The organism is Nocardioides sp. Root1257 (assembly GCF_001425175.1).
In the GTDB taxonomy this organism is placed as follows: Bacteria; Actinomycetota; Actinomycetes; order Propionibacteriales; family Nocardioidaceae; genus Nocardioides.
Genome location: NZ_LMDV01000002.1, coordinates 1 through 25,425, shown reverse-complemented (window position 1 = coordinate 25,425; position 25,425 = coordinate 1). Strand labels below are relative to the sequence as shown.

Below are 25,425 nucleotides of genomic sequence, written 5' to 3'. Positions count from 1 at the left end.
CGCCGGCGTCAGCGGCAGCGCGGGCAGGTCCCGAAGATCTCCAGCGCGTGGCTGACGTCGGCGTACCCGTGCTCGGCGGCGATGCTGCTGGTCCAGCGCTCGACGGTCGGTCCCTCGACCTCGACCGTCGCGCCGCAGGAGCGGCACACCAGGTGGTGGTGATGGCTGTCGGAGCACCGGCGGTAGATCGCCTCGCCGTCCTCGGTGCGCAGCACGTCGACCTCGCCGGCGTCGGCCAGCCGCTGCAGCGTGCGGTAGACGGTGGCGAGCCCGACCTGCTCACCACGCTCGCCGAGCAGCTCGTGGATGTCCTGCGCGGAGCGGAAGTCGCCGAAGGACGCCATCGCCTCCATCACGGCGAGCCGCTGCCGCGTGGGTCGCAGGCTCGACTTCTCGGCGTTCGCCTTCTCAGTGCTCGTCATAGTGCTCACCGTGTACGGCGTGCCGGTGCCCGCCGTGGACGTAGTCGACGTGGTCTCCGTGGGGGACGGCGACGTGGCCGCAGTCCTTGCCGTGGTCGTGCGGGTGCTCGTCGATCACCTCGTGCGGCGAGACCTGCACGACCGGGAAGGGCTGACGCATCCGGCGGCGTGCCCGCAGGAGCACGCCGACCGGCCACGCGACGACGAAGAAGGCAAGGGCCAGCAGCACGATGGTCGCGCCCGGCGCCACGCGTACCTCGGTGGGGTACGCCGAGATCAGCAGCCCGCCGACCGACGCCAGCGGACCGATCAGCATCGCGGCGCCCAGCGTGGTCCGGAACGTCCGGGTCAGCTGCTGCGACGTCGCGACTGGCACGACCATGAGCGCGGAGACCAGCAGCAGCCCGACCGTGCGCATCGCGACGGTCACGCTGACGGCGGCCAGCACGGCGACCAGGATGTTGTAGAAGCGGATGTTGAGGCCCGCGACCCGGGCGAACTCCTCGTCGTGCGACACCGCGAACAGCTGCGGCGAGAGCCCGACGCAGATCACGATGACCACCGCGGCCAGGATCATCGTGACGATGACGTCGCTGACCGAGATCGTGGTGATCGAGCCGAAGAGGAAGGTCTGCAGGCGGGAGCCGCTCTGCCCGGCGATGCCGGTGATCAGCACGCCGCCCGCGAGACCCCCGTAGAAGAGCAGGGCGAGCGCGACGTCGCCGTTGGCGTGGCCGCGCTCCCGGATCAGCTCGATCACGACCGCGCCGATCACGGCGACCACGACCGCGGTCCAGGTGGGGGTCGTGCCCGTGAGCAGGCCGAGGGCGACACCGGTGACGGCGACGTGGCCGATCCCGTCGCCCATCAGCGCGAGCCGCCGCTGCACCAGGTAGGTGCCGATCGCCGGGGCCGCGATTCCGGTGAAGACCGCCGCCAGGATCGCGCGCTGCATGAACGGCAGCCCGAGCAGGTGCAGGTAGTCACTCATGGGCCATCCCCTCACGCGAGTCCAGCGGCGAGGAGACGTGCGGTGCGTGGTCGTGCCGCACGTGGACGGCGTGGTGGTGGCCGTGGTCGGTCTCGTAGACCTCGTGGCTGGTGAGCGGCGGCCCGTCGTACGCCACCCGTCCGTCGCGCATCACCACCGCACGGTCGATGAGCGGAGCCATCGGGCCGAGCTCGTGGGCGACCAGCACGATGGTCGAGCCGCGCTCCGAGAGCGTCTCGAGGGAGTCGGCGAGGACCTGCTGGTTGGGCAGGTCGACGCCCGCGGTCGGCTCGTCGAGGAAGAACAGCTCGGGCTCGCCGGCCAGCGCCCGCGCGATCAGCACCCGCTGCTGCTGCCCGCCGGAGAGCGTCGAGACGCCCTCCCGGGCGCGGTGCGCGAGACCGACGACCTCGAGGGCCTCGGAGATCGCCGCACGGTCGCGGCGGCCGAGCGGTCGCATCAGCCGCCGGTGGGTGAGGCGGCCGGACGCCACGACCTCCCACACCGACGCCGGTACGCCGGACCCAGCGCCCCCGCGCTGCGGGACGAACCCGATCCGCCGCCAGTCGTGGAAGTCGGCGAGCGGCGTGCCGAAGAGGCTGAGCGACCCGGAGGCCAGCGGGCGCAGACCGGTGAGGGCCCGGACCAGCGTGGACTTGCCGGAGCCGTTGGCGCCCATCAGGGCGACGAACTCCCCGGACCGCACGGTGAGGTCGATGCCGCGCAGGATCGGGCGGCCGGTGATCGCGACCGCACCGTTGCTGAGTTCCACCACGGACGAGCTCAACAGCCGTTCGCCTCCTCGAGGGCGGACAGGTTGGAGCGCATGAGGGAAAGGTAGTCCTGGTCCTCGGTCCGGTCGCTCAGGCCCTCGATCGGGTCGAGCACCTCGCTCTTCACGCCCATGTCGTCGGCGAGGGTCTCCGCGGTCTTGGGGCTCGCGAGCGTCTCGCTGAAGACCGTGGTGATCCCTGCGGTCCGGATCAGGTCCTGCAGCCGGGCCAGGTCGGCCGGCGTCGGCTCGGAATCGGGGGAGAGGCCGAGGATCGCCTCCATCGTCACGCCGTAGCGCTGCAGGTAGCCGAAGGCGTCGTGGCTGACCACGATGGTGTCGCGCTCGCAGCCGGTCAGCCCGTCGGCGTACTCCTGGTCGACCTTCTCCAGGTCGGCACGGAGGGCCGCGGCGTTCGCCTCGTAGTCGTCGGCGTTGTCCGGGTCGACCTTGCTGAGCTGGTCGGCGACCGCGTCGCCGACGTCGGCCAGCAGCAGCGGGTCCTGCCAGAAGTGCGGGTCGAGCTCGTCGGAGTCGACGCCGTGGTCGCGGAACGGCACCAGGTCGACGACCTTCGCGACGTCGAGCACATCGCCGGCGGCGTTCTCGTCGACCGCTCCGTCGACGGACGGCTGGAAGCCGCGCTGGTAGACGACGAGGTCGGCCTGCGCGACCCGCGCGGTCTCGGCGACCGTGAGCTCCAGGTCGTGCGGCTCGCCGCCCGGTGCCGTGAGGTTCTCGACGTCGGCGTGGTCGCCGGCGACCCGGCCCGCGACGTACTGGAGGGGGTAGAACGCCGCCGCGACCTGCAGGCCGTTGTCGAGCCCGACCGAGTCATCGGTGAACGCCGAGCACCCGCCCAGGACGACCGGGCTGAGCAGGGTGACGACGGAGGCCGCGACGGCGAGTCTGTTCATGAGAACGATTCTCAGATGAAGTGAGAATGATTGTCAACTCCGACGGGCTGTAACGAAGGCGGGGCGTCGCGACAGGTACGAGCTAGGAGACCTCGGGGGCGCGCGGGAGGGTGCGGCGCCGGGACAGACCTTCCTGGGAGGGAACGGGATGATGGGTGAACCTGTCGAGACGTCCTGCGTGGACGGGGTGTGGCGCAACTCGGTCGGAGGTTCCGGCCTGCTGCCCGGTGAGCACGTGAGCAGGGAGGCGGCCGTGCAGGTAGGCCGCGACCTGGCGCGTGTGCGTGGCGTCATGCACGTGATCCGAGCGCTCGACGGCAGCGTGCACCAGCGCAACCTCTACCCGCGGCGGTCCGAGGAGCTTCCCGGTTGATCTCGCGCCGCATCGCGACCGCGGTGAGCAGCCCCGAGGCCATGGTGGTCCTGGGCCTCACCGCCATGCTGGGTCGTCACCCCGACCTGGTCGCCGTGGTCGGCGCCACCGGGGAGTCCGTGCCGGACGTGGTGCTGTACGACGTCCTGAGCCTCGAGCGCGACCGCGGGGTCGGGCTCGATCACTGGATCCGCCAGGCCGAGACGGCCGTGATCGCCATCGGGCGCGACAGCCGCCCGGATCTCCATGATCGTGCCCAGTCGGCCGGCGTGGACGGCTGCATCCCGCTCAGCATCGACGGGCCCGCTCTGCTCGCGGTCCTCGCGGCTGCGGTCGCAGGGTTGCCGTCGGCGCTCATCTGTGACTGCCGCTCCGAACGGCGCCAGAGGCTCGGCGCCGCCGTCGGCCTCAACGCCCGCGAGGCCGCGATCCTCCTGTGGCTCGCGCAGGGGCTCAGCAACGGGGAGATCGCCGAGCGCGAGTCGCTGAGCATCAACACCATCAAGAGCTACCTGCGCAGCGCGTACGCGAAGATCGGGGCGCACAGTCGCAGCCAGGCCGTTCTCTGGGTGCTGACCGAGAGGCCTCGGGCGAGCGCACCGAGTACGGTCACCCCGTGCTGGTCGTGAGCAGGTTCCGCGTGCCCCTCGCCGACGGGGAGACCTTCCGCTCCGACCTCGCGACGGCGCACGAGGCGCTCGCCGCGTGCGTCGGGTACGCCGGCGGCGAGATCGGCCGCAACGTGGACGACCCCGAGCTGTGGGTGCTCAGCACCCGCTGGGAGAACGTCGGCAGCTACCGCCGCGCGCTCTCGTCGTACGACGTCAAGCTGCGGGCCGTGATGGTGCTGAGCCGGGCGATCGAGGAGCCGTCGGCGTACGAGCTGGTCGGCCCGGACACCACCCTCAATATCGAGTCGCCCCGGTCGTTAGGCTGAACGCTCGCACGTTCCCCTGACCGGCAGCCAGCCGGCCGTGACCCGCAGGAGCTCCATCGTGGCCAAGCCGCCCCCGTCCACCGTCGACCACGTCGTCTCGCTCGCGAAGCGGAGGGGCTTCGTCTACCCGTGCGGTGAGATCTACGGCGGCACCCGGTCGGCCTGGGACTACGGCCCGCTCGGGGTCGAGCTCAAGGAGAACATCAAGCGCCAGTGGTGGAAGTCCATGGTCACCATGCGCGACGACATGGTCGGCCTCGACTCGAGCATCATCCTGCCGCGCCAGGTCTGGGAGGCGAGCGGCCACGTCGAGACGTTCTCGGACCCGCTGACCGAGTGCCAGTCCTGCCACAAGCGCTACCGCTACGACCACCTGCAGGAGGAGGTCGCGGAGAAGAAGGGGCTCGACAACCCCGACGACGTCGACCTCTCGACGGTCGCCTGCCCCAACTGCGGCACCCGCGGCGCCTGGACCGAGCCGCGCCAGTTCTCCGGCCTGCTGAAGACCTACCTCGGGGTCACCGAGGACGAGAACGGCCTGGCCTACCTCCGCCCGGAGACCGCGCAGGGCATCTTCATCAACTTCGCCAACGTGGTGACCTCGAGCCGGCAGAAGCCGCCGTTCGGCATCGCGCAGATCGGCAAGAGCTTCCGCAACGAGATCACGCCCGGCAACTTCATCTTCCGCACGCGTGAGTTCGAGCAGATGGAGATGGAGTTCTTCGTCAAGCCCGGCGAGGACGAGGAGTGGCACCAGTACTGGATCGACCAGCGCACCGCCTGGTACGTCGACCTCGGCATCGACCCTGACAACCTGCGCCACTACGAGCACGCGCAGGAGAAGCTCAGCCACTACAGCAAGCGGACCGTCGACATCGAGTACCGCTTCAAGTTCGCCGGCTCCGAGTGGGGCGAGCTCGAGGGCATCGCCAACCGCACCGACTTCGACCTGACGACGCACGCGAAGCACTCCGGCCAGGACCTGTCGTACTTCGACCAGGCCAACAACGAGCGCTACACGCCGTACGTCATCGAGCCGGCGGCCGGCCTCTCGCGCAGCCTGATGACCTTCCTGGTCGACGCCTACACCGAGGACGAGGCCCCCAACACCAAGGGCGGCGTCGACAAGCGCGTCGTGCTCAAGCTTGACCCGCGCCTCGCGCCGGTCAAGGTCGCCGTGCTGCCGCTGTCGCGCAACGCCGACCTGTCGCCCAAGGCCAAGGACCTCGCGATGCAGCTGCGCAGCGCCGGGTGGAACGTCGACTTCGACGACTCGGGCGCGATCGGCCGCCGCTACCGCCGCCAGGACGAGATCGGTACGCCGTACTGCGTGACCATCGACTTCGAGACCCTCGAGGACGACGCGGTCACGGTGCGCGAGCGGGACACGATGGCGCAGGAGCGGATCAGCCTCGATCGAGCAGTTGCGTACTTCGCCGAGCGTTTCGTCGGCTGCTGACGCCCGTGCGTAGGCAGAATGTGCCCATGTCTTCGGTAGGAGTGACCACGCGTCTGCTCGGGCCGTCACTCGCCGTCCTCCTGTCGGCGAGCCTGCTCGCGGGCTGCTCCGGCAGCGACGCGGGCTCCGACTCCTCCAGCGACAAGACCGGCGCCTCGAGCGCCTCGGCGAGCGAGACGCCGTACCTCCCGGTGCCGGACGGGGTCACCCTGACGCCCCAGGGCACCCACCTGGAGGTCGGCGACCAGGGCATCGTCGCCTACGAGCCGCGCCAGGACGAGGTCGGCGTGCTCGACCTGACGGTCACCAAGCTGGAGCAGACGACGACGAAGAAGACGCTGGCGGCCTGGCAGCTCACCGACGCGCAGCAGAAGTCGACGCCGTACTTCGTGCACGTCAGCGTCAAGAACGTCGGCGAGTCCGACCTCGGCGGTCGCCGGGTGCCGCTGTACGTCGTCAACGAGGCCAACCTGCTGCTCGAGTCGACCCCCTTCGCGAGCTCCTTCCAGGCGTGCCCGAGCACGGCGCTGCCGAAGCCGTTCGGCCCGGGCGCGACCGCGGACGTCTGCCTGGTCTACCTCGCGCCGAACCACGGCCAGCTCGAGGCGGTCAGCTTCCGCCCCGAGGAGACCTTCGACCCGATCATCTGGACGGGCGAGATCACCAAGTACGTCGCGCCGAAGCCCGCGAAGAAGAAAAAGAAGAAGAGCAAGGGGAACTGAGCGGCGCAGCGTGTCTGCGGGTTTCACCGGCTGACCGCCGAAACCCGCACACCTGTCAGCCAGGACCCGCACGACACGCGGGTACGGATCGGAGTGTCGCGCGGGTTTCACCGGCTGACCGCCGAAACCCGCGTCGCCGCTCACCCGCCACCACCCAGATTTGGGCCACCCCCACGGCTCCGCCGACAATGACCCCATGCCCGCCCTGCCGACCTCGCTCACCCTCGGCTCGCTGACGGTCGACGTGCCGGTGGTGCTCGCGCCGATGGCCGGCATCACCAACGCCGCCTACCGGCGGCTGTGCGCCGAGCAGGGCGCGGGCCTCTACGTCTGCGAGATGATCACCAGCCGCGGCCTGGTCGAGGGCGACCAGCACACCCGCGACATGCTCGTCTTCGACGAGCTGGAGACCACCCGCTCGGTGCAGCTCTACGGCACCGACCCGGTCTACGTCGGCAAGGCGGCCGAGATCCTCTGCGCGGAGTACGGCGTCGCGCACATCGACCTCAACTTCGGCTGCCCGGTGCCCAAGGTGACCCGCAAGGGCGGCGGCGGCGCGCTGCCCTGGAAGCGCGGGCTGCTCGCCGAGATCCTCGAGCACGCCGTCGCCGCGGCCACGCCGTACGACGTGCCGGTGACGATGAAGACTCGCAAGGGCATCGACGAGGACCACCTGACCTACCTCGACGCCGGCCGGATCGCGCAGGAGAGCGGCGTCGCCGCGATCGCCCTGCACGGCCGCACCGTCGCCCAGGCCTACTCCGGCACCGCCGACTGGGAGGCCATCGGCGAGCTCGCGGCGAGCGTCGACATCCCGGTGCTCGGCAACGGCGACATCTGGGAGGCGGCCGACGCCCTCCGCATGGTCGAGGAGACCGGCGCTGCTGGCGTGGTGGTCGGCCGCGGCTGCCTGGGACGTCCCTGGATCTTCCGCGACCTGGCTGCCGCGTTCTCGGGCGAGCAGGTCGCGACCCTCCCGACCCTGGGCGAGGTGACCGCGATGATGCGGCGCCACGCGGAGCTGCTCTGCCAGCACATGGGGGAGGAGCGGGGCTGCAAGGAGTTCCGCAAGCACGTCACGTGGTACCTCAAGGGCTTCGCCGCAGGCGGCGAGATGCGCCGCTCGCTGGGCCTGGTCAACACGCTCGTCGACCTGGACCGCCTGCTCGCCGAGCTGGACCCCGCCGAGCCGTTCCCGGTGTCCGAGCTGGGTGCTCCGCGGGGCCGCCAGGGCTCTCCGCGCGACCGTGTCGTCGTCCCCGAGGGCTGGTACGACGACACCGACGGCGCCGGCTCGCACCTCCACGAGGACGCGAACGAGACCACCGGCGGGTGACCTGAAATACCCCAGATGAACCGTTTGAAGATTCCACGACGTCGGTAAGCCTGTGGTTGACTCGACCGTCGTTGCCGTTTCGTGACCTTCCCCCGGCGGTCCGGCACCGAGTTCGACCGACATGCCCTTGATGGACAACAGCTAAGGATCAGCGCTGTGGCAGAGCATCGCCACAAGCGGGACACCGATGCCCGCCGCAAGCCCCGCGCCGCCACCGTGGCCGCACCCATCGCCCTCCTGGCGACGGCCTCCGCGGTGACCCTCGGCGTGCTGGCCAGCAACCCCGCCTCGACGGGCAGCCTGCTGGCCAAGGACTCGGCCGACATCTCCAGCGTGACGACGTCGCGCGACACCGTCTCCCGCGCCGACGCCCGCCTCGAGCGGGTGCAGCTGCAGAAGGCGAGCGAGCGCAACAAGCGCCTCGTGGCGACCCGGGCCGCCGTACGCACGGCGGACACCCGGCTGTGGACGACCGCCGACCTCAACCTCTGGTCGAGCTCCGGCAAGGACGCGAAGCAGGACGGCGAGATCGAGTCCGGCAAGCGGGTCCTGGTCACGGGTCGCAAGGCCGACGGCCGCGTCGAGGTCGTCCTGGACGGCCAGGCCCGCTGGGTCACCGACGGCTACCTCTCCGACGAGAAGCCGGTCGCCGCGGCCGCCGGGCTCTCGATGGCGCCCTGCCCCGACACGAGCGTCGAGAACGGCCTGACCAGCAACGCCGTCTACGTCTACCGCTCCGTGTGCCACGCCTTCCCGCAGATCACGTCGTACGGCGGCTGGGACGCGCACGGCGAGCACTCCTCGGGCAAGGCGCTGGACATCATGACCAGCGACGTGACCCTCGGCAACGCGATCGCCGACTTCCTCAAGTCGCACGCGTCCGAGCTCAAGCTCTACGACATCCTCTGGCGCCAGCAGATCTGGACCCCGGTCCGCGCCGGCGAGGGCTGGCGGACCTTCCCGTCGCGTGGTTCGGCCACGGCCAACCACTACGACCACGTGCACGTCTCGACGTACTGACGCTCGCGCCGTACCTCTAGGCTCGGCCTGCGATGACTGACCACGACGGGTACGACGACGCCGCGCGCGAGCGGATCGTCGAGGAGCCGCCCAAGCGGGTGGACGCCCCGGTCCGCACGGCCTTCGAGCGCGACCGGGCCCGGGTCGTGCACGCCGCTGCGTCGCGTCGGCTGGCCGCCAAGACCCAGGTGGTCGGGCCGCAGAGCGACGACTTCGTGCGCAACCGGCTCACCCACAGCCTGGAGGTCGCGCAGGTGGCGCGCGACCTGTCCCGCGCGCTGGGCAGCCAGCCCGACATCGCGGAGACCGCTGCCCTCGCGCACGACCTCGGGCACCCACCGTTCGGCCACAACGGCGAGCGCGTGCTCGCCGAGGTCGCGGCGTCGTGCGGCGGGTTCGAGGGCAACGCGCAGACCCTGCGGCTGCTCACGCGCCTGGAGGCCAAGACCTTCGACGCCGGGGGTGCCTCGGTCGGCCTCAACCTGACCCGGGCGACGCTCGACGCCTGCGCGAAGTACCCGTGGGGGCATGCCGAGGCCGGTCCCGACGGCAAGTTCGGCGTGTACGCCGACGACCGCCCGGTCTTCGACTGGATCCGGCGCGGTGCCGTCGAGGGCCGCACGTGCATCGAGGCGCAGATCATGGACCTGGCCGACGACGTCGCCTACTCCGTCCACGACGTCGAGGACGGCGTGGTGGCCGGCCGGGTCGACCTGACCGCGATCGACGGGGCGGCCGTCTGGGAGACCGTCCGCGGCTGGTACCTCCCCGACGTCGACGACGCGCGCCTGGCCTCCGCCCTCGCCGACCTCAGCGCGGTGGGCAGCTGGCCGAGCGCGCCGTACGACGGGAGCCGGCGCTCGCTCGCCGCGCTCAAGAACCTCACGAGCGACCTGATCGGCCGCTTCTGCGGCGCCGTGCAACACGCGACCTTCGCCGCCGGCGACGGGCCGTTCGTGCGCTACGGCACGGACCTCGTCGTCCCCGAGGACACCCGCGTGGAGATCGCGGTGCTCAAGGGCATCGCGGCGCACTACGTCATGCAGGCCGACGACCGGGTCGCGCTGATGGTGCGCCAGCGCGAGCTGCTCGCCGAGCTGGTCGCGGTGCTGGCGGAGCGCGGGCCGGACGCCCTGGACCGGCAGTACGCCGACGACTGGCGTGCCGCCGCCGACGACGCTGCCCGGCTGCGCGTGGTGCTCGACCAGGTCGCGTCGCTGACCGACCAGAGCGCCGTCGCCCGCCACGCGGCCCTCACCGGCGGCTGAGCGCGACCTCGAGCGCGTCGTCGGCCGGGCACGCCACGTCGGGGACGACGCCGACGCCCTCCCAGTTGGTCCCCGTCACGGCGTTGACCGACCGGGCGATCGGCACGTGCAGCTGCAGGTGCGACGTCAGGTCGAACGCCTCGCGCGGGTGCGCCCCGCCACCGGTGGTCTCGCCGACGACCCGGGCCCGGCCGAGCGCCTGCAGGTCGTAGGCGACCTCCTCGCCGCCGCTGAAGGTCCGCGTGCTCGTCAGCACGGTGATCGGCACGTCGGCGGGGACCTTGGGGGAGACCGACGGCGTGGTCCAGGACGACGTGACGGCGCCGTCGCGGTGCAGCAGGTCCTGCAGGTGGACCGGCTCGTCGCCGACGAGGTGGCTGACCAGCAGGGCCACGGACTCCGGCACGCCGCCGACGCACCCGCGGAGGTCGAGCACCAGCCGCGCCGCTCCCAGCAGCAGGGTGAAGGCGGCGGCCGCGGCCGGGCCGAGGTGCTCCGGCGACAGGATGACCGGGCCGACGACCACCAGGCCGGTGTTGTCCTCGAGGCGGCGGACCTCGGCGATCCCGGGCCCCTGCGCGAGGGCCAGCCCGGCGAGCCAGGCCTGGACGTCGGCCTCGTCCCGGTCGGGCGGGACGCCCTCGGGGAAGTGTCGCACCCGCAGGTGCCGGTCACCGTTGACCGACTGGAGGGCGGCCGTGAGGGTCGCCGCGTCGGTCTCCGGGTCGTCGGCGAGCTCCACGGCGGCGACCGCGCCGGTGATGGCGTCGGTGAGCTCGGGGAAGACGTAGTGGGTCCGGACCAGGTCCTGTACTTCGGTGATCATCATGGGAGCAGTCCAGCGGGCTCTTGACACAAGCGTCCACTGCTCTTGACGCTTGATTCGTGACCCAGCCGACGATCGAGCCCGTTCCCGTCGCCACCCCCGCCCAGGTCCGCGCCTTCGACCACCCGATGCGACACCGCATCTGGCGCGAGGTCGGCACCGGCGAGGCGACCGTCAGCCAGCTGACCCACCGCCTCGGCACCAACAAGGGCAACGTCGCCCACCACGTGAAGGTCCTGGTCGCCGCCGGGCTGCTCGAGCCGAGCCGCACCCGCACGGTGCGCGGCGGGACGGAGCAGTACTACGTCACCGCTGTGCCCCGACTGCGCCTGCCCGACGGCACCGACGCCACCCGGGCGATGTTCGCGACCATCGCGGAGGAGGTCGACGCGGCCCGGGAGCCGCTCGTCAACCACCGCACCGTCCGGCTCACCCGGCAGCAGGCGGAGGCGCTCACCCGGCACCTCGAGCGGGTCGTCCAGGACCTCGAGCAGGCGGGGGAGCGGGAGGCGTCGTACGGCGTGCTGGTCAGCGTCTACCGCCGCTGAACCCGACCCGTAGGCTCCGAGCGTGACCGATCGCCTCGTGTGGCTGCCGTTCGAACCGTCCCTGCTCGGCGACCCGCCGACGGGGCTGCGCTACCAGGTCGTCGACCCGACCCGCGAGGTGCCGGACAGCGTCGGCGACGTGCGCTTCTACGTGCCGCCGTACATGGTCGGCCCACGGGTCGCCGAGGTGCTGGCGCGGATGACCAGCCTGGAGGTCGTGCAGACCCTGACCGCAGGCGTCGACAACCTGCGCTCGTCCGTCCCGGCCGGCGTCACCCTCTGCAACGGCCGCGGCATCCACGACACGTCCACCGCGGAGCTGGCGCTCACCCTGGTCCTGGCGAGTCTCCGCGGCATCCCGGACTGGGTCCGCGCCCAGGACCGCCACGAGTGGAAGCCGGGCTGGCGCCCGGCGCTCGCCGACAAGCGCGTGCTGCTGGTCGGGTACGGCGCCATCGGCGAGGCGATCGAACGGCGTCTGGAGCCCTTCGAGGTGGAGATCACCCGGGTCGCGCGCCGGGCCCGCGACGGCGTCCACGCGATCACCGAGCTGCCGAGGCTCCTCCCCGATGCGGACGTCGTGGTGCTCGTCGTACCCCTCACCGACGAGACCCGGGGCCTGGTCGACGCGGCCTTCCTCGCCGCCATGCCGGACGGCGCCCTGCTGGTCAACGTCGCCCGCGGGCCCGTCGTCGACAACGACGCGCTGCTCGCCGAGCTGAGCGCCCACCGCCTCCGCGCCGCTGTCGATGTCGTCGATCCGGAGCCGGTGCCCGCGGACCACCCGCTGTGGGACGCGCCCGGTCTGCTCATCTCGCCACACGTCGGGGGCGCGAGCAGTGCGATGTGGCCACGGGCGCACCGTCTGGTGCGCGACCAGCTGCACCGCTACGCCGGCGGTGACGAGCTTGTGAACGTCATGTCCGGCGACTACTGACGCCCGCATAGACTCCGCCACGTGGCAGGCCGGATCCGCGAGGATGACATCGCCGAGGTGCGCGAGAAGGCGCGCATCGACGACGTCGTCTCGCAGTACGTCACGCTCAAGAACGCCGGGGGCGGCTCCCAGAAGGGGCTCTGCCCCTTCCACGACGAGAAGTCCCCGTCGTTCCACGTCACCCCGGCCCGCGGCTTCTACCACTGCTTCGGCTGCAACGAGAGCGGCGACGTCATCAGCTTCCTGATGAAGATCGACGGCCTCACGTTCACCGAGACCGTCGAGCGCCTGGCCGACAAGTACGGCGTGCAGCTGCGGCGCGAAGAGGGCGACGCCCGCGAGGAGCAGCGCCCCAAGGGTCCGCCGCGGCAGCGCCTGATCGAGGCCAACAAGGTCGCCCAGGAGTTCTACGCCGAGCAGCTCGCGACCCCGGACGCGCTGGTGGCGCGGCAGTTCCTCGCCGAGCGCGGCTTCGACCAGGAGGCCGCAGCGACCTTCGGCATCGGCTTCGCCCCGCGCGAGGGCGAGGCGCTCTTCAAGCACCTGCGGGGCCGCGGCTTCACGCAGGAGGAGACGGTCGAGGCGGGCCTGGTGGCGATCGGGCGCTCGGCGTACGACCGCTTCCGCGGGCGGCTGCTGTGGCCGATCCGCGACGCCCCCGGCGACACCATCGGCTTCGGCGCGCGGCGGATCTTCGACGACGACCGCATCGAGGCGAAGTACCTCAACACCCCCGAGACCCGGATCTACAAGAAGAGCCAGGTGCTCTACGGGCTCGACCTCGCCCGGCGCGAGATCGCCCGGTCCTCGCAGGCCGTGATCGTCGAGGGCTACACCGACGTGATGGCCTGCCACCTGTCCGGGGTCGGTACGGCGATCGCCACCTGCGGCACCGCGTTCGGCGACGACCACGCCCGCGTGCTCCGGCGCTTCCTCAACGACCACGAGGAGTTCCGCGGCGAGGTGATCTTCACCTTCGACGGTGACGCTGCCGGCCAGAAGGCCGCGATCCGGGCCTTCAGCGGCGACCAGAACTTCGTCTCGCAGACGTACGTCGCCGTCGAGCCCGACGGCCTCGACCCGTGCGACGTACGCATCAAGAAGGGCGACGCGGCGGTCCGCGAGCTGGTCGCCCGGCGGGTGCCGCTCTACCGCTTCGTGCTCTCCAACATCGTGAGCAAGTACGACCTGGACCGCGCCGACGGCCGGGTCGACGCGCTGCGCGAGAGCGCCCGGCTGGTGTCGAGCATCCGCGACAAGTCGAAGGTCGACGCGTTCGCCCGTGAGATCGCCGGGATGATCGGCATCGACATCGACGAGGCCCGCGTCGAGGTCCGTCGTGCCGCCCACCGGCGTCCCGGCCAGGAGCCCGCGGCCGCGACCGCCACCCCGCCGCCGCGCAGCAACGTGCCCGACCTGCGCGACCCGCGGTTCTCCCTCGAGCGGGAGACCCTCAAGCTCGTGGTCCAGCACCCGATGACCATCGGTCGCTCCACCTCGGAGATCGGCCCCAACGACTTCACGCACCCGACGTACCGCGCGGTCTGGGAGCTGGTCGCCGCCGCCGGTGGTCCGGGCGCCGGCGCCGGCGACCCCGGGTGGGGCACCAAGCTGCGCGACGCCGCCACCGATCCGGAGGTCTCCTCGACGATCGGCGCGCTGGCCGTCGAGCCGCTCAAGAAGGAGCCGGACGCGGCGTACGTCGCGGAGCACGTGATCCGCCTGATGGAGCTCACCACGGCCCGCCGGATCGGCGCGATCAAGTCGAAGCTCCAGCGCACCAACCCGGTCGAGCAGCCGGAGGAGTTCAACAAGATGTTCGGCGAGCTGGCGGCGCTCGAGGCGCACCGCCGGGCGCTCCGCGACCGGCTCGCCGGGCCGCCGTCGTGAGGTCGCCGTCGTGAAGTGGAAGCCCGCCGTCCGCGTCGAGCGGGGCGAGAAGCTGCTCGCGCACGCCACGGCCGCGGAGGGACGCGTCGGCGGCACCCGTGACGCGCTCTACGTCGTCCGTCCGCTGGGCGCGGGCGGCCTCGAGGAGACCGTCCGCATCCCGTGGGAGGACGTGCAGTCGGCCGACTGGGACCAGGACTCCTCGACCCTCCACGTGGTCGAGGTCGGCTCGTGGGGGGAGGCCAGGCCCGAGCACCTGCTCACGCTCGACGAGCCCGGGCTGCTGCTCCAGCTCGTGCGCGAGCGCGTCACCGCCAGCATCATCCTGCAGCGCCACGTGCCCGTCTCGGGCCGTCGCGGCGTCCGCGTGATCGCCCGCCGCGCCCCCAACGGCCAGCACCCCGTGCAGTGGATCTACGAGTACGACGAGGGCGTCGACCCCGCCGACCCCGCGGTCCAGGCGGCCGCGACCGAGGCTCTGGAGGCGGCCCGCGCCGACGTCGGGCTCGAGTGACCACCTGGTTTCGAGACGGCTCGCTGCGTCTCGCGCTGGCGCGCAAGCCCCAGCCGAGCCTCCTCAACCGAGGCGGCTTACGTTCGTCCCTCGCAGGCTCGGTCCGAACTGCCACCTCAATTTTTCACGACGCCGCCCGATTGCTAACCTGTGCGGGCTGCACCGATCCCCTGTAGCTCAACTGGCAGAGCATTCGGCTGTTAACCGGAGGGTTGTTGGTTCGAGTCCAACCGGGGGAGCCAGCAGCGAAGGGCCCGTCTCATCACGAGACGGGCCCTTCGTCGTTCTCCCGGCCCGAGCGTGAGTCGGGCGTGTGCGGGTACCGGTCGCCCATGAGCTACCCGCTGAGCCGTGTCCTGTCCGTCGCCACCGCCGCGTACGGCGGCTACGCCCTCGCCCAGCCCGGCCACCTCTGGCAGGCGCTCCAGGCCGACCGGGAGCACCAGAAGGGTCTCGAGCTGCTCGCGCGCACGTACGGCGTCCGCGACTCGGCGATCGGCGCCCTCGGCATCCTCGGCCGCTCCGACCGGACCGTCCAGGCGGCCATGGTGCTGCGGATCGCGATGGACCTCGGCGACGCCGCTGTCCTCTCCACCAGCACCGACGACCCCGCCATCCGCCGCAAGATCCTCGGCGTCACGCTCGGCTGGGCCGGTCTCAACGCCCTGGCCCTCGCGATCGACACCCGGCGCGCCCGGCCGTAGGTCGCCGTGGGCGATGGTCCAACGGCTAGGCTGCGGCGGCGCGAGGGGCGGTAGCTCAGTCGGTTAGAGCAGAGGACTCATAATCCTTGGGTCGTGGGTTCGAGCCCCACCCGCCCCACCTGTGGTCTGTATGACTTCGCCTGATGGGTGACGTTCGGGCTTCGGTTGATGCGTTACGCATCTTCGGGTGATGGGTGACGGCTACTTCGGTTGATTGGTGACACTCCCCAGATGAGGGAGTTGAGCGTGTCCGAGCAGCGGTATCAGGCCGTGCTGGCCGTGATCAGCGATGGCGAGACGGTTTCGAGTGTGGCGGCCCGGTTCGGGGTGCATCGCAAGACGGTGCATGGCTGGTTGGCCAGGTACGAGGCGGAGGGCCTGGACGGGCTGGCGGATCGGTCGCATCGGCCGCGGTCGTGTCCGCACCAGACCGGCGCGCAGGTCGAGGCGGCGATCGCGTCGATGCGCTCGTCGCATCCCGGGTGGGGTCCACGCCGGCTGGTCCATGAGCTGGACCGGGCCGGTGTCGACCCGGTGCCCTCGGAGTCGGCGGTCTACCGGGCACTGGTCCGGTTGAACCTGATCGACCCGTCTGGGCGCCGGCGGCGGGACCGGAGGTGGAAGCGGTGGGAACGCGGCACTGCGATGGAACTGTGGCAGATGGACGTGGTGGGTGGGTTCGTGCTCGCTGACGGGCGACGGGCCAAGGCGTTGACTGGGGTCGATGACCACTCGAGGTTCTGCATCAGCGCCTACTTGATGCTGCGCGAGACCTCACCGAACGTGTGCGAGGGCCTCGCGTTGGCGTTGCGGACCTACGGGGTGCCGGGGCAGATCCTGACCGACAACGGGAAGGTCTTCACCGGCCGGTTCAACGCCCCGCCGGTCGAGGTGCTCTTCGACCGGGTCTGCCGGAGAACGGGATCGAGCACCTGCTGACCCAGCCACGTTCGCCGACCACGACCGGGAAGATCGAGCGGTTCCACCGTGCGTTGCGTGCGGAGTTCCGCACCGACCGGGTCTTCGACGACCTGGCCACCGCCCAGGCAGAGCTGGACGACTGGGTCCAGGGCTACAACCACGACCGCCCCCACCAGGCATTGGACATGGCCGTTCCTGCCGCCCGGTTCCTCACCGCCCCGGCACCCGTGCGACCGATCCGTGCCGTGGCCGCCACCGGGCGTCCCGGCGACGACCGCTCCGACGGGACCTGGGTGACCCGACGAGCCAGCGCGGTCGGCGTGGTGTGCGTGAGCTGGCAGCAGGTCTGCCTCGGCGTGGCGGCCGCCGGCCGGCCCATCGACGTGTGGGTCACCGACCACGTCCTGCAGTTCTACGACGGCGACCAGCTCCTGCGGACCCAGAAACGCGACAGCACCGGGGAGGTGAGAGTCAAGCGATCCCAAGCGCCCCAACGGCGTTCTACAGTCAAGACGAGTGTCACCGATCAACCGAAGTAGATCTGTCACCCATCAACCGAAGTACTTCAGCCCCACCTGTGGTCTGCATGACGTCGCCTGATGGGTGACGGCTGCTCCCGGAGTCCGCCGGGCAGGGTCCGGGCCGCGGCGAAGCATCACGAGTGCGACGGCCACCCGAGGCAAGGTGCTGCGCGTGACCGCCGACCGATCGCGCTCGGACGGGGGTGGCCGCGCGCGATCATCGACACCGTACTACGTCGCCGGCTCAGGCGTGCCCCGAGACGGGGTGTGGCCGGTAGCCCGCGCCGAGCTCGGCGAGCTCGTCGGCGGACAGCTCGAGGTCGACCGCCGCGACCGCGTCGGCGAGGTGCTGCGGCTTGGTGACGCCGACGATCGGCGCGGTCACCGCGGGCTGGTGCAGCAGCCAGGCAAGGCCGACCTGTGCGCGGGAGACACCGCGCTGCTCGGCCACCCGCCCGACGGTCTCCACGATCGCCCGGTCCTCGTCGACGTACAGGCTCGCCCCGAACTCGTCGGTCTCCGAGCGCGCCGTCTCGGCGTCCCAGTCGCGGGTGATGCGGCCGCGGGCCAGCGGGCTCCACGGGATCACCCCGACGCCCTGGTCGGCGCACAGCGGGAGCATCTCCCGCTCCTCCTCGCGGTAGATCAGGTTGTAGTGGTTCTGCATCGACACGAACGGCGTCCAGCCGTTCGCGGCCGCGACGTGCTGGGCCGTGGCGAGCTGCCACGCCCACATCGACGATGCGCCGAGGTAGCGCACCTTGCCCGCGCGTACGACGTCGTGCAGCGCCTCCATCGTCTCCTCGATCGGCACCTCGGGGTCCCAGCGGTGGATCTGGTAGAGGTCGACGTAGTCGGTGCCGAGCCGCTGCAGCGACGCGTCGATCTCGTGCAGGATCGCCTTGCGGGACAGGCCGGCGCCGTACGGCCCGGGCCGCATCCGCCCGTGGACCTTGGTCGCGATGACCACGTCCTCGCGCCGGGCGAAGTCGCGCAGCGCGCGGCCGGTGAACTCCTCGCTGCTGCCGCCGGCGTACACGTTCGCGGTGTCGAAGGTCGTGATGCCGGCCTCGAGCGCCTGGCGGATGATCGTGCGGGCGGCGTCCTCGTCCAGGATCCAGGGGTGCCAGCCACGGCTGGCGTCGCCCCAGCTCATGCAGCCGAGGATGACCCGGGAGACGTCGAGACCGGTGCTGCCGAGCTTCGCGTAGCGCATGGGTCCACCTTGGCACCGCCGACGACCGCGGGCGGGCTAGCGTCGAGGGATGGAACGCCGACGACGGCACCGCGCCTACTTCTGGCTGATGGGCACCTGCATCGTGCTCATCCTGCTCGCGTGGAACGTCGTCCGGCTGTGGTCCACGACCGCCGCGATCGTGATGAGCGTGGTCGCGGCGCTGATCCCGCCCGTCGCCGCGTTCGTGGGCAACCAGGGTGCGCTCGACGGGTCGGCACCCGCGGCAGGCGATGAGCAGGAGCGCTGAGCGCTACTCCGAGGGCTGCGGGACGTTCACCTTGCAGTCGACCTTCGGGTTCACGCCGAAGTAGTTCAGCGGTCCGGCGACGATCGTCAGGACCGTGTCGCCGGTCGACTTGCAGCTGACGTCCCGGTCATCGCCAAAGTAGCCACGCTGGTAGGCAGCGAGCGCGCCGATGACGAGCCACGCGAGGACGACGAGCCCGATGATGGTCTTCATGACCCACCCGTACCCGGCGTGGGCCGGGTCGAACCTCCGGACCCTGGGTCAGGGCGTCGTGGAGTACGTCGCCTGGTAGGCGAGCAGCGCCGCGCGACCCGTCTCGAGGTCACGCTCGAGCTGGTCGGTGAGCTCGTCGGCTCCCTCGGTGGTGCCGGTGTCCGCGAGCAGCTCGATCTGCTGGGCGGTGCGACCGGCGGCGGTCACGCCGAGGTTCAGGGCACCGCCGGCGAGCTTGTGCGACACCTGCTTGAGCACGGCCGCGTCCGCGTCGCCGATCGCCCGCCGGATCGACTCCAGCGTGGTCGGGGTGTTGCGCACGAAGTTGCCGATGGCCCGGTCGAGGTACGCCGTGTTGTCCGGGTCCAGGTCGCGCAGCTCGTCGAGCCGGTCGGTCGCCAGACCGTCGATCGGGGAGGACGAGGTGGCACCGTTCTCAGACACGCTCCGCAGCGTACGACGTGGAGCGACGCTCTCGCTTCCCAGCCATCGCTCGAGGACGCCGGCCAGCGCGCTCGGGTCCACGGGCTTGGTCAGGAAGTCGTCCATCCCGGCCGCCAGGCAGCGCTCGCGCTCACCCTCGACGGCCGCCGCGGTCATCGCGATCACGGGCACGTGGACGGTCTGCTCGTCACGGATGGCGCGGGTCGCGGCGTACCCGTCCATCCGCGGCATCTGCACGTCCATCAGCACCGCGTCGTAGCCGCCGGCCCGCATCTCCTGCACCGCCACGAGCCCGTCGTCGGCCGTCGTCGCGGCGTACCCGAGCGCCCGCAGCAGGCCGACCGCGACCATCTGGTTGACGGGGTTGTCCTCGACGACGAGGACCCGGTGGGTGATGCTCGGCTCCGCCGTCGGACGCAGTACGCCGTCCGGCCGCGGCTCGCGCTGGGCGATCTCGCGCAGCATGGTCGTCCGCAGGTCGCCGGCCAGGGTCGGCTTCGTCAGGCACGCCACGATGCCCGCCTCGGCCAGCTCCTCGGGGGCGGGCGCGCCCGACGAGGTGAGCATGATGAGCCGGACGCCTGCGTTGGCGGGATCGGCGTGCAGCGCACGCGCCAGGTCGAGCCCGTCGCGCCCCGGCATCGACATGTCCAGGAGCACCGCATCGACCGGGTCGCCCGCCGCCCGGGCGGCGGCGACGACCGTCTCGGCCGCGTCGGCGTCGGCGACGCTGGACGAGCGCACCAGCCATCGCGCCAGCTGCTCGACGAGGATCAGCCGGTTGTTGTCGTTGTCGTCGACGACGAGCACGTGCCGGCCGGCGAGCCAGCTGCGGCCGTACTCGTCGTCGGGGTCGATGCCGTCCCCGAGCGGTGCCGCGAATTCCGCGGTGAACCAGAAGACGGTGCCGCCCCCCGGGTTCGGCCGCAGCCCGATCTCGCCGCCGAGCGCCTGGACGATCTCGCGTGAGATCGCCAGCCCGAGCCCGGTGCCGCCGAAGCGCCGCGTCGTGGACGCGTCGGCCTGCGTGAACGCCTCGAAGAGCGTCTCGACGTCGCCGTCCACGATCCCGACGCCGGTGTCGGTGACGCTCACCTGGAGCAGCGTCCCGCCGTCGTCCGCGGGCGCGGCGGTCGCGCGGATGAAGACCTCGCCCTGCTCGGTGAACTTCACGGCGTTGGAGCCGAGGTTCGTCAGCACCTGGGCCAGGCGCGTCGGGTCGCCGCACAGCACCTCGGGGACGTCGGGGTGGCACGCGACGATCAGCTCGAGACCCTTGGCCCGCGCGGCCTCGCCGAGCATGCTCGCGACCCGGTCGAAGACCGCCCGCACCTCGAAGTCGAGGCGCTCGAGCTCCAGCTTGCCGGCCTCGATCTTCGAGAAGTCGAGGACGTCGTTGATGATCCCGAGCAGGGCACGGCTGGCGACCTGCACGCCCGAGGCGAGCCGCAGCTGATCGGCGTTGAGGTCGCCGCGCAGCAGCAGGTCGTTGAGCCCGATCACGCCGTTGAGGGGCGTGCGGATCTCGTGGCTCATCGTGGCCAGGAACTCCGACTTCTGCCGGGACGCCTCCATCGCCGCGTCCCGTGCGTCGGCGAGCGCCCGCTCGGCGCGCTCGCGCTCGGCGACCCGGCCGAGCTCGACGGCGACCTGCTCGACCATCGCCTGGATCATGTCGAAGCGGTAGAGCGGGGGAGCGGACGTGATCGACACGACCGCCGACACCTCGTCGGCCACGGAGACGGGCACGGCGAGGGTGAGGCGGGAGTTGCTCCACACCGACCGGCGCTCGCGGAACGCCTTGTTCGCGAGCTCGAGCTCCATCGCCGACTCGTCGGGGGTCGCGAGGTCGGCCGCGCGGTCCTCGTCGGTGAGGTGCAGGGGTACGACGCCCGCGCCGTCCTCGTCGGGCACGAACGCACGACCGCGCTCCCAGTCGTCGTGGAGGAGCACCAGGTGCTGCGCCTGGCCGAGCACCTCCGTCAGCGTCCGCGCCTCGTTGGCCGCGATCGCGACCGCTTGCATGAGTGCGTTCTGCCGCACCTGGTCCTCGAGGGCCAGGTCGGCCAGCTTGGTCTCGGTGATGTCCTGGTGGGTGCCGGACATCGCGACCACCCGCCCGGACTCGTCGGCCGTGGAGACGCCACGGCCGCGCGTCCAGACCCACCCGGCCTCGCCCTGCACGCGCACCACGAAGAGGAACTCGGAGGGGTGCTCGAGCGCGCCGTTCACGGCCTCGTCGACGCGGGCACGGTCGTCTGGGTGGACGATCTCGAGGAAGTCGGCGTACGCCGCGGGGAACGACGCCGGGTCGAGGCCGTAGAGCGCGCAGAGCTCCGCGGAGGCGTAGATCTCGTCGGCCGTGACGTCCCACTGCCAGCTGCCCAGCCGGGCGATCCGGTGCGCCTCGGCCAGCTGCTCACGGCTCTCCCGGAGCTCGTCCAGGGCGCGCCGGCGACCGCTGTAGTCGCTGATCCGGTGCGTGAAGCCGACGATCTCGCCGTCCGGCCCACGGAGCTCCCGCTCGCTGACGATCACCCAGAGGGAGGTCCCGTCCCGGCGCCAGAAGAGGACGTCGACGTCCTCCCCGTTGCCCCCGTCGCGCCGCAGGACCTCGAGGTGCTCGCTGAACTGCACCTGCCCCGCCTCGTCGAGCGAGTCGTAGACGGTGACGTCGGCCATCTCCTCGGCCGTGGCGCCGTAGAGGGCGCACATCGCCGCGTTGGCATAGATGGTCCGACCGTCGAGGTCGCACACCCAGAACGCATCTGGCGACCGCTCGACGATGTCCCGGTACAGCGCCGCCAGCTCCATCGAAACCCTCCCGCGTCCAACGATAGGGGGCAGGAGTCAGCTCTCGCCCGCGATCAGGAAGTTGCCGTCGGAGCCTTCGAGCCGGAGGGTCACGTCGTCACGGGACTTGGTGCCGTCCTCGTGCAGGTACTCGACCGTGTAGCTGATGCTCATCGTGTCGGGATCGGGCTGGGCGGAGATCAGGTCGGCGGTCTGGAAGCCGCTCCAGAACTTCTTGTACTGCCCGAAGCCGCCGCTCTCCTTCTGGAAGTCCGGGGTGAGCATCGCCCAGGAGCTCTTCGGGTCGGTCGTCACCGTGGCCAGGTAGTCCTCGATGAAGTTCTCCATGCCGTCGGCGGTCACCTCGTTCGTCGTCGTCGGCGGTGCTGACGACGAGGGGGCGGAGGAGCTCGGCGTCCTGGGGCTGTCGGCCTCGGAGCCGGGATCGTCGCCGGACCCGAGGACCCAGGCGAGGACGACGACGAGCACGCCGACCACGGCCAGCACCAGCAGCGGGACCACGGCGCTGCGCTGGCGACGCGGTCGCGACGGTGCCGGAGGGACCGGCATCACCGGTGCGGTCATCACCTGGGTCGAGCTGTGGTCCACGGCCGCTGCGGCCGGTACGCCGACGGGGACGGCACGGGGGAGCGGCGCCGGCAGCGGCGCGGACGGGCCGCCGGCGAGGAAGTCGCGCACGTCGGCCATCGACCAGCGGTCCTCGCTCTCCTGGGCCATCGTCGCGAGCAGCATCGGAGCGAGCCAGCCGGCCGCCGGGCCGAGCCGGGGCGGCTCCTCGTGCACGATCCGGTAGAGCGCGCCGAGCAGGTTCTCCCCGACGTCGTACGGCGGGCGCCCGGCGAGCGCGTGGAACGCCGTGGCGCCGAGCGACCACACGTCGCTCGCCGCCGACGCCTGCTGTCCGGACGCGACCTCGGGAGCCAGGTACGCCGGCGACCCGGTGACGAGGCCGGTCTGGGTGAGCGAGGCGTCCGCCTGGGCACGGGCGATGCCGAAGTCGGACAGCTTCACCTGGCCGTCCGGCGTGACGAGGATGTTCGACGGCTTCACGTCGCGGTGCACGATGCCCGCGGCGTGGGCGGCGGCGAGCGCGTCGGCCGCCTGCCGCAGCAGGGGGGCCGCCTGGTCCGGGCTCAGTGCCCCGTCCCGCTTGACCAGCTCGGCCAGGGTCGTCCCGGCGACGTGCTCCATGACCAGCCAGCGGTCGGCACCCTCGGTGACCAGGTCGTAGACGGCGACGACGTGGGGGTGGTTGAGGCGGGCCGCGAGCCGGGCCTCCCGCTCGGCGCGGTCGAGGTCCAGGTCGTTGCCGCCCGGGCCGAAGCCCACGCGCTTGAGCGCGACCTCGCGGCCGAGGACCTCGTCCTGGCCGAGCCAGACGGCGCCCATCCCTCCGCGCCCGATCTCGCGCACGAGCGTGTACCTACCAGCGATCAACGATCTCCCCTTCCAACCCACGAGCGTAGTCAGATGCCCCCATGGCACGCTTGACCCGCACGTTCCGACCGGAAAGGTTCCCTGTGACCGTCGATTCCACCCTCCTCGACGACCTCGAGTGGCGCGGCCTGATCGCCCACTCGACGGACCTCGACGCGCTGCGCGAGGCCCTGTCCGCCGGGAGCGTGAAGTTCTACGTGGGCTTCGACCCCACCGCTCCGAGCCTGCACATGGGCAACCTCGTGCAGATCCTGACCGCGCGGCGCCTCCAGGAGGCCGGCCACACGCCGTACGCCCTCGTCGGCGGCGCGACGGGCATGATCGGCGATCCGCGCGACTCGGGGGAGCGCACCCTCAACACGCTCGACACCGTCAAGGACTGGGTGGAGCGGGTACGCCGCCAGATCGAGCCGTACCTGTCCTTCGAGGGTGACAACGCGGCCACGATGGTCAACAACTACGACTGGACCGCGAGCCTGTCGACGATCGACTTCCTTCGCGACGTCGGCAAGCACTTCCCGGTCAACCGGATGCTGGCCCGCGACGTCGTGAAGAGTCGGCTCGAGGCCGGCATCAGCTACACGGAGTTCAGCTACGTGCTGCTCCAGTCGATGGACTTCCTCAACCTCTACCGCGACCACGGCGTGACGCTCCAGTTCGGTGGCTCCGACCAGTGGGGCAACCTGACCGGCGGCGTGGAGCTGATCCGCCGCTCCGACGGCGGCAAGGCGCACGCGTTCGCGACGCCCCTGGTGACGAAGAGCGACGGGACCAAGTACGGCAAGACCGAGGGCGGCGCGCTGTGGCTCGACCCGGACATGATGTCGCCGTACGCCTTCTACCAGTTCTGGCTCAACGTCGAGGACGAGAAGGTGGGCGAGCTGCTGCGCATCTTCACCTTCCTCTCCCGGGCCGAGATCGAGGAGCTCGAGGCACAGCACGCCGAGAAGCCGTTCCTCCGCGCCGGCCAGCGGGCGCTGGCCGAGCAGGTCACCTCGGTCGTGCACGGGCCCGAGGAGACGGAGCGCATCAAGGAGGCGTCGGCCGCTCTGTTCGGTGGGGGAGACCTGTCGGGCCTGAGCACGGCGACGCTGGGCGCGGCGCTGCGCGAGGCGGGCTCGGCCACCCTGGACGGTGACCTGCCGATGCCGAGCGTGGTCGACCTCCTGGTCACCACGGGACTGGCGAAGAGCAAGGGCGAGGCCCGGCGGACCGTCTCCGAGGGCGGTGCGTACCTGAACAACGCCCGCGTCGAGGACCCCGACCAGGTGCCCGGCGGGGACGACCTCATCGGCGGGAGCTGGCTGGTGCTGCGCCGCGGCAAGAAGAACTTCGCCGGCGTCGAGGTCCGCTGAAAGCGCTCTGACCTGCGTAAACGCGGATGTGTGGGCCGTCACGTCGGTCCGATTTGTACTCCCGGCCGGAGTCCCCTAATGTTCTCCGAGTCGCCAGGGAGCGGCGGGAGGCAAGACCGGTCAGGTCGGGCCTCCGGCCCCGGCGGACATCTGCACCACTCACTCACCTTTCCGGTGGCGAAGCGAGCCTCACAGAGGCCCTCCAAAACTGGCGAGATTGTTGTGTGCGTGGACGCAGATGAGGCGGAAAAGCCCGGATTTGCACCGGGGGAAAACAATCCGCTAAGTTTAAACCACTGCCCCGGACGGGCCGGCCGAAAGGCCGAACTACCGGAATGCAACTGATGTTTGAGAACTCAACAGTGTGTCATAGTCGACGAATTAGTTTGTAACCCGTCTTCTGTGTCTTCGGTCCTTCGGGGCTGTGGATGTAGTGACGGATTTCTTTGATGAACGATGATTCTGACAACTTGTCAGTTTCGTTTTTTGTCGGGGTTACTTTTTGTTTTCAACGGAGAGTTTGATCCTGGCTCAGGACGAACGCTGGCGGCGTGCTTAACACATGCAAGTCGAGCGGAAAGGCCCTTCGGGGTACTCGAG

24 protein-coding genes, 2 tRNA genes, 1 rRNA gene and 1 pseudogene are annotated in these 25,425 nt (G+C 71.1%); 19 read left to right on the top strand and 9 right to left on the bottom strand.

All coding sequences use genetic code 11. The annotated features are described in order from the left end of the window. Positions 1 to 8: 8 nt before the first annotated feature. The 4 genes from ASC77_RS06105 to ASC77_RS06090 are packed head-to-tail and all read right to left on the bottom strand — an operon-like array spanning position 9 to position 3,102. Positions 9 to 422, bottom strand: a complete 414-nt coding sequence (locus ASC77_RS06105; RefSeq protein WP_056150062.1) for a Fur family transcriptional regulator — start codon at positions 420 to 422, stop codon at positions 9 to 11. Further along, positions 409 to 1,413 (bottom strand): metal ABC transporter permease, encoded by a 1,005-nt coding sequence (locus tag ASC77_RS06100; RefSeq protein WP_082574515.1) that lies wholly within the window; start codon positions 1,411 to 1,413, stop codon positions 409 to 411. The genes ASC77_RS06105 and ASC77_RS06100 overlap by 14 nt, the downstream gene beginning before the upstream one ends. Further along, positions 1,406 to 2,200 carry a metal ABC transporter ATP-binding protein gene (locus ASC77_RS06095; RefSeq protein ID WP_082574514.1) on the bottom strand — a complete coding sequence of 265 codons (795 nt, stop codon included), beginning with the start codon at positions 2,198 to 2,200 and terminating at the stop codon, positions 1,406 to 1,408. The genes ASC77_RS06100 and ASC77_RS06095 overlap by 8 nt, the downstream gene beginning before the upstream one ends. Beyond that, on the bottom strand, positions 2,197 to 3,102 hold the full coding sequence (locus ASC77_RS06090) for a metal ABC transporter substrate-binding protein (protein ID WP_056150054.1): 906 nt from the start codon (positions 3,100 to 3,102) through the stop codon (positions 2,197 to 2,199). The genes ASC77_RS06095 and ASC77_RS06090 overlap by 4 nt, the downstream gene beginning before the upstream one ends. 151 nt (positions 3,103 to 3,253) lie before the next feature. On the opposite strand from ASC77_RS06090, the gene ASC77_RS06085 reads away from it, so the two are divergent. The 8 genes from ASC77_RS06085 to ASC77_RS06050 all read left to right on the top strand — a co-directional run bounded on the left by ASC77_RS06085 (position 3,254) and on the right by ASC77_RS06050 (position 10,217). Further along, a complete protein-coding gene (locus ASC77_RS06085; protein WP_162249797.1) occupies positions 3,254 to 3,475 on the top strand; it encodes a DUF2188 domain-containing protein in 222 nt (73 codons plus the stop codon). Continuing rightward, a complete protein-coding gene (locus ASC77_RS06080; RefSeq protein ID WP_056150049.1) occupies positions 3,472 to 4,104 on the top strand; it encodes a helix-turn-helix transcriptional regulator in 633 nt (210 codons plus the stop codon). Before ASC77_RS06085 ends, ASC77_RS06080 begins: the two co-directional genes overlap by 4 nt. Next, positions 4,092 to 4,412, top strand: a complete 321-nt coding sequence (locus ASC77_RS06075) for an antibiotic biosynthesis monooxygenase family protein (RefSeq protein WP_056150046.1) — start codon at positions 4,092 to 4,094, stop codon at positions 4,410 to 4,412. The genes ASC77_RS06080 and ASC77_RS06075 overlap by 13 nt, the downstream gene beginning before the upstream one ends. A 58-nt stretch (positions 4,413 to 4,470) precedes the next feature. Next, positions 4,471 to 5,871: a glycine--tRNA ligase gene (locus tag ASC77_RS06070; RefSeq protein ID WP_056150044.1), complete on the top strand. Its 1,401-nt coding sequence runs from the start codon at positions 4,471 to 4,473 to the stop codon at positions 5,869 to 5,871. A 26-nt stretch (positions 5,872 to 5,897) separates the two neighbouring features. Further along, positions 5,898 to 6,593 carry a hypothetical protein gene (locus tag ASC77_RS06065; protein ID WP_156390950.1) on the top strand — a complete coding sequence of 232 codons (696 nt, stop codon included), beginning with the start codon at positions 5,898 to 5,900 and terminating at the stop codon, positions 6,591 to 6,593. Positions 6,594 to 6,789: 196 nt separating this feature from the next. Continuing rightward, entirely contained in the window at positions 6,790 to 7,929 is a 1,140-nt protein-coding gene (gene dusB, locus ASC77_RS06060) for a tRNA dihydrouridine synthase DusB (RefSeq protein WP_056150042.1), read from the top strand. Positions 7,930 to 8,085: 156 nt separating this feature from the next. Beyond that, positions 8,086 to 8,949: a hypothetical protein gene (locus ASC77_RS06055; RefSeq protein WP_056150040.1), complete on the top strand. Its 864-nt coding sequence runs from the start codon at positions 8,086 to 8,088 to the stop codon at positions 8,947 to 8,949. A gap of 32 nt (positions 8,950 to 8,981) precedes the next feature. Beyond that, positions 8,982 to 10,217, top strand: coding sequence for a deoxyguanosinetriphosphate triphosphohydrolase (locus ASC77_RS06050; protein WP_056150039.1), 1,236 nt, complete (start codon positions 8,982 to 8,984; stop codon positions 10,215 to 10,217). On the opposite strand, the gene ASC77_RS06045 is transcribed toward ASC77_RS06050, so the two are convergent. Then, the gene (locus ASC77_RS06045; protein ID WP_268788403.1) at positions 10,204 to 11,073 is read right to left on the bottom strand and encodes a S41 family peptidase; all 870 of its coding nucleotides are present in this window, start codon (positions 11,071 to 11,073) and stop codon (positions 10,204 to 10,206) included. The two genes, ASC77_RS06050 and ASC77_RS06045, sit on opposite strands and share 14 nt — an antisense overlap. 29 nt (positions 11,074 to 11,102) lie before the next feature. Here ASC77_RS06045 and ASC77_RS06040 point away from each other — a divergent pair, with 29 nt between their 5' ends. From ASC77_RS06040 to ASC77_RS06005, 8 genes and pseudogenes are all read left to right on the top strand, one after another. Beyond that, the gene (locus tag ASC77_RS06040) at positions 11,103 to 11,591 is read left to right on the top strand and encodes a winged helix-turn-helix domain-containing protein (protein WP_082574512.1); all 489 of its coding nucleotides are present in this window, start codon (positions 11,103 to 11,105) and stop codon (positions 11,589 to 11,591) included. 22 nt (positions 11,592 to 11,613) lie between these two features. After that, positions 11,614 to 12,528 (top strand): 2-hydroxyacid dehydrogenase, encoded by a 915-nt coding sequence (locus ASC77_RS06035; RefSeq protein WP_056150033.1) that lies wholly within the window; start codon positions 11,614 to 11,616, stop codon positions 12,526 to 12,528. A 21-nt stretch (positions 12,529 to 12,549) separates the two neighbouring features. Then, positions 12,550 to 14,418 carry a DNA primase gene (dnaG, locus tag ASC77_RS06030; RefSeq protein ID WP_056150030.1) on the top strand — a complete coding sequence of 623 codons (1,869 nt, stop codon included), beginning with the start codon at positions 12,550 to 12,552 and terminating at the stop codon, positions 14,416 to 14,418. 10 nt (positions 14,419 to 14,428) lie between these two features. Next, positions 14,429 to 14,932: a hypothetical protein gene (locus ASC77_RS06025; RefSeq protein WP_056150027.1), complete on the top strand. Its 504-nt coding sequence runs from the start codon at positions 14,429 to 14,431 to the stop codon at positions 14,930 to 14,932. A 166-nt stretch (positions 14,933 to 15,098) separates the two neighbouring features. Continuing rightward, a tRNA-Asn gene (locus ASC77_RS06020) sits at positions 15,099 to 15,174 on the top strand. 90 nt (positions 15,175 to 15,264) lie between these two features. Next, positions 15,265 to 15,636: a hypothetical protein gene (locus ASC77_RS06015; RefSeq protein WP_056150024.1), complete on the top strand. Its 372-nt coding sequence runs from the start codon at positions 15,265 to 15,267 to the stop codon at positions 15,634 to 15,636. A gap of 44 nt (positions 15,637 to 15,680) precedes the next feature. Beyond that, a tRNA-Ile gene (locus tag ASC77_RS06010) sits at positions 15,681 to 15,754 on the top strand. Between the two features lie 113 nt (positions 15,755 to 15,867). Further along, a pseudogene (locus ASC77_RS06005) lies at positions 15,868 to 17,096 on the top strand (IS481 family transposase). A gap of 226 nt (positions 17,097 to 17,322) precedes the next feature. Here the strand turns inward: ASC77_RS06005 and ASC77_RS06000 are convergent. Continuing rightward, positions 17,323 to 18,294 (bottom strand): aldo/keto reductase, encoded by a 972-nt coding sequence (locus tag ASC77_RS06000; protein ID WP_056150020.1) that lies wholly within the window; start codon positions 18,292 to 18,294, stop codon positions 17,323 to 17,325. A gap of 49 nt (positions 18,295 to 18,343) precedes the next feature. On the opposite strand from ASC77_RS06000, the gene ASC77_RS05995 reads away from it, so the two are divergent. Further along, entirely contained in the window at positions 18,344 to 18,562 is a 219-nt protein-coding gene (locus ASC77_RS05995) for a DUF3099 domain-containing protein (protein ID WP_056150017.1), read from the top strand. A 3-nt stretch (positions 18,563 to 18,565) separates the two neighbouring features. Here ASC77_RS05995 and ASC77_RS05990 read toward each other — a convergent pair whose 3' ends face one another. From ASC77_RS05990 to ASC77_RS05980, 3 genes are read right to left on the bottom strand one after another with little or no spacing between them, the layout of a single operon-like run. Beyond that, positions 18,566 to 18,775, bottom strand: a complete 210-nt coding sequence (locus ASC77_RS05990) for a hypothetical protein (RefSeq protein ID WP_056150014.1) — start codon at positions 18,773 to 18,775, stop codon at positions 18,566 to 18,568. 48 nt (positions 18,776 to 18,823) lie between these two features. Beyond that, positions 18,824 to 22,033 (bottom strand): response regulator, encoded by a 3,210-nt coding sequence (locus ASC77_RS05985; protein WP_056150011.1) that lies wholly within the window; start codon positions 22,031 to 22,033, stop codon positions 18,824 to 18,826. Between the two features lie 36 nt (positions 22,034 to 22,069). Next, positions 22,070 to 23,446 (bottom strand): serine/threonine-protein kinase, encoded by a 1,377-nt coding sequence (locus ASC77_RS05980; protein ID WP_156390949.1) that lies wholly within the window; start codon positions 23,444 to 23,446, stop codon positions 22,070 to 22,072. Between the two features lie 107 nt (positions 23,447 to 23,553). Between ASC77_RS05980 and tyrS the strand changes: the two genes are divergently transcribed. Together tyrS and ASC77_RS05970 are read left to right on the top strand one after the other, a co-directional pair. Continuing rightward, positions 23,554 to 24,825, top strand: a complete 1,272-nt coding sequence (gene tyrS / locus ASC77_RS05975) for a tyrosine--tRNA ligase (RefSeq protein WP_235547504.1) — start codon at positions 23,554 to 23,556, stop codon at positions 24,823 to 24,825. Between the two features lie 508 nt (positions 24,826 to 25,333). Next, positions 25,334 to 25,425: ribosomal RNA gene (locus ASC77_RS05970) — 16S ribosomal RNA — on the top strand; the annotation flags it as partial.

Excerpts from the sequence above, each read along its gene's own strand:
- ASC77_RS06105 (WP_056150062.1), bottom strand. The coding sequence starts at position 422 with ATGACGAGCACTGAGAAGGCGAACGCCGAGAAGTCGAGCCTGCGACCC.
- ASC77_RS06100 (WP_082574515.1), bottom strand. The coding sequence starts at position 1,413 with ATGAGTGACTACCTGCACCTGCTCGGGCTGCCGTTCATGCAGCGCGCG.
- ASC77_RS06090 (WP_056150054.1), bottom strand. The coding sequence starts at position 3,102 with ATGAACAGACTCGCCGTCGCGGCCTCCGTCGTCACCCTGCTCAGCCCG.
- ASC77_RS06085 (WP_162249797.1), top strand. The coding sequence starts at position 3,254 with ATGGGTGAACCTGTCGAGACGTCCTGCGTGGACGGGGTGTGGCGCAAC.
- ASC77_RS06065 (WP_156390950.1), top strand. The coding sequence starts at position 5,898 with ATGTCTTCGGTAGGAGTGACCACGCGTCTGCTCGGGCCGTCACTCGCC.
- dusB (WP_056150042.1), top strand. The coding sequence starts at position 6,790 with ATGCCCGCCCTGCCGACCTCGCTCACCCTCGGCTCGCTGACGGTCGAC.
- ASC77_RS06050 (WP_056150039.1), top strand. The coding sequence starts at position 8,982 with ATGACTGACCACGACGGGTACGACGACGCCGCGCGCGAGCGGATCGTC.
- ASC77_RS06015 (WP_056150024.1), top strand. The coding sequence starts at position 15,265 with ATGAGCTACCCGCTGAGCCGTGTCCTGTCCGTCGCCACCGCCGCGTAC.
- ASC77_RS06000 (WP_056150020.1), bottom strand. The coding sequence starts at position 18,294 with ATGCGCTACGCGAAGCTCGGCAGCACCGGTCTCGACGTCTCCCGGGTC.
- ASC77_RS05995 (WP_056150017.1), top strand. The coding sequence starts at position 18,344 with ATGGAACGCCGACGACGGCACCGCGCCTACTTCTGGCTGATGGGCACC.
- ASC77_RS05990 (WP_056150014.1), bottom strand. The coding sequence starts at position 18,775 with ATGAAGACCATCATCGGGCTCGTCGTCCTCGCGTGGCTCGTCATCGGC.
- ASC77_RS05985 (WP_056150011.1), bottom strand. The coding sequence starts at position 22,033 with ATGGAGCTGGCGGCGCTGTACCGGGACATCGTCGAGCGGTCGCCAGAT.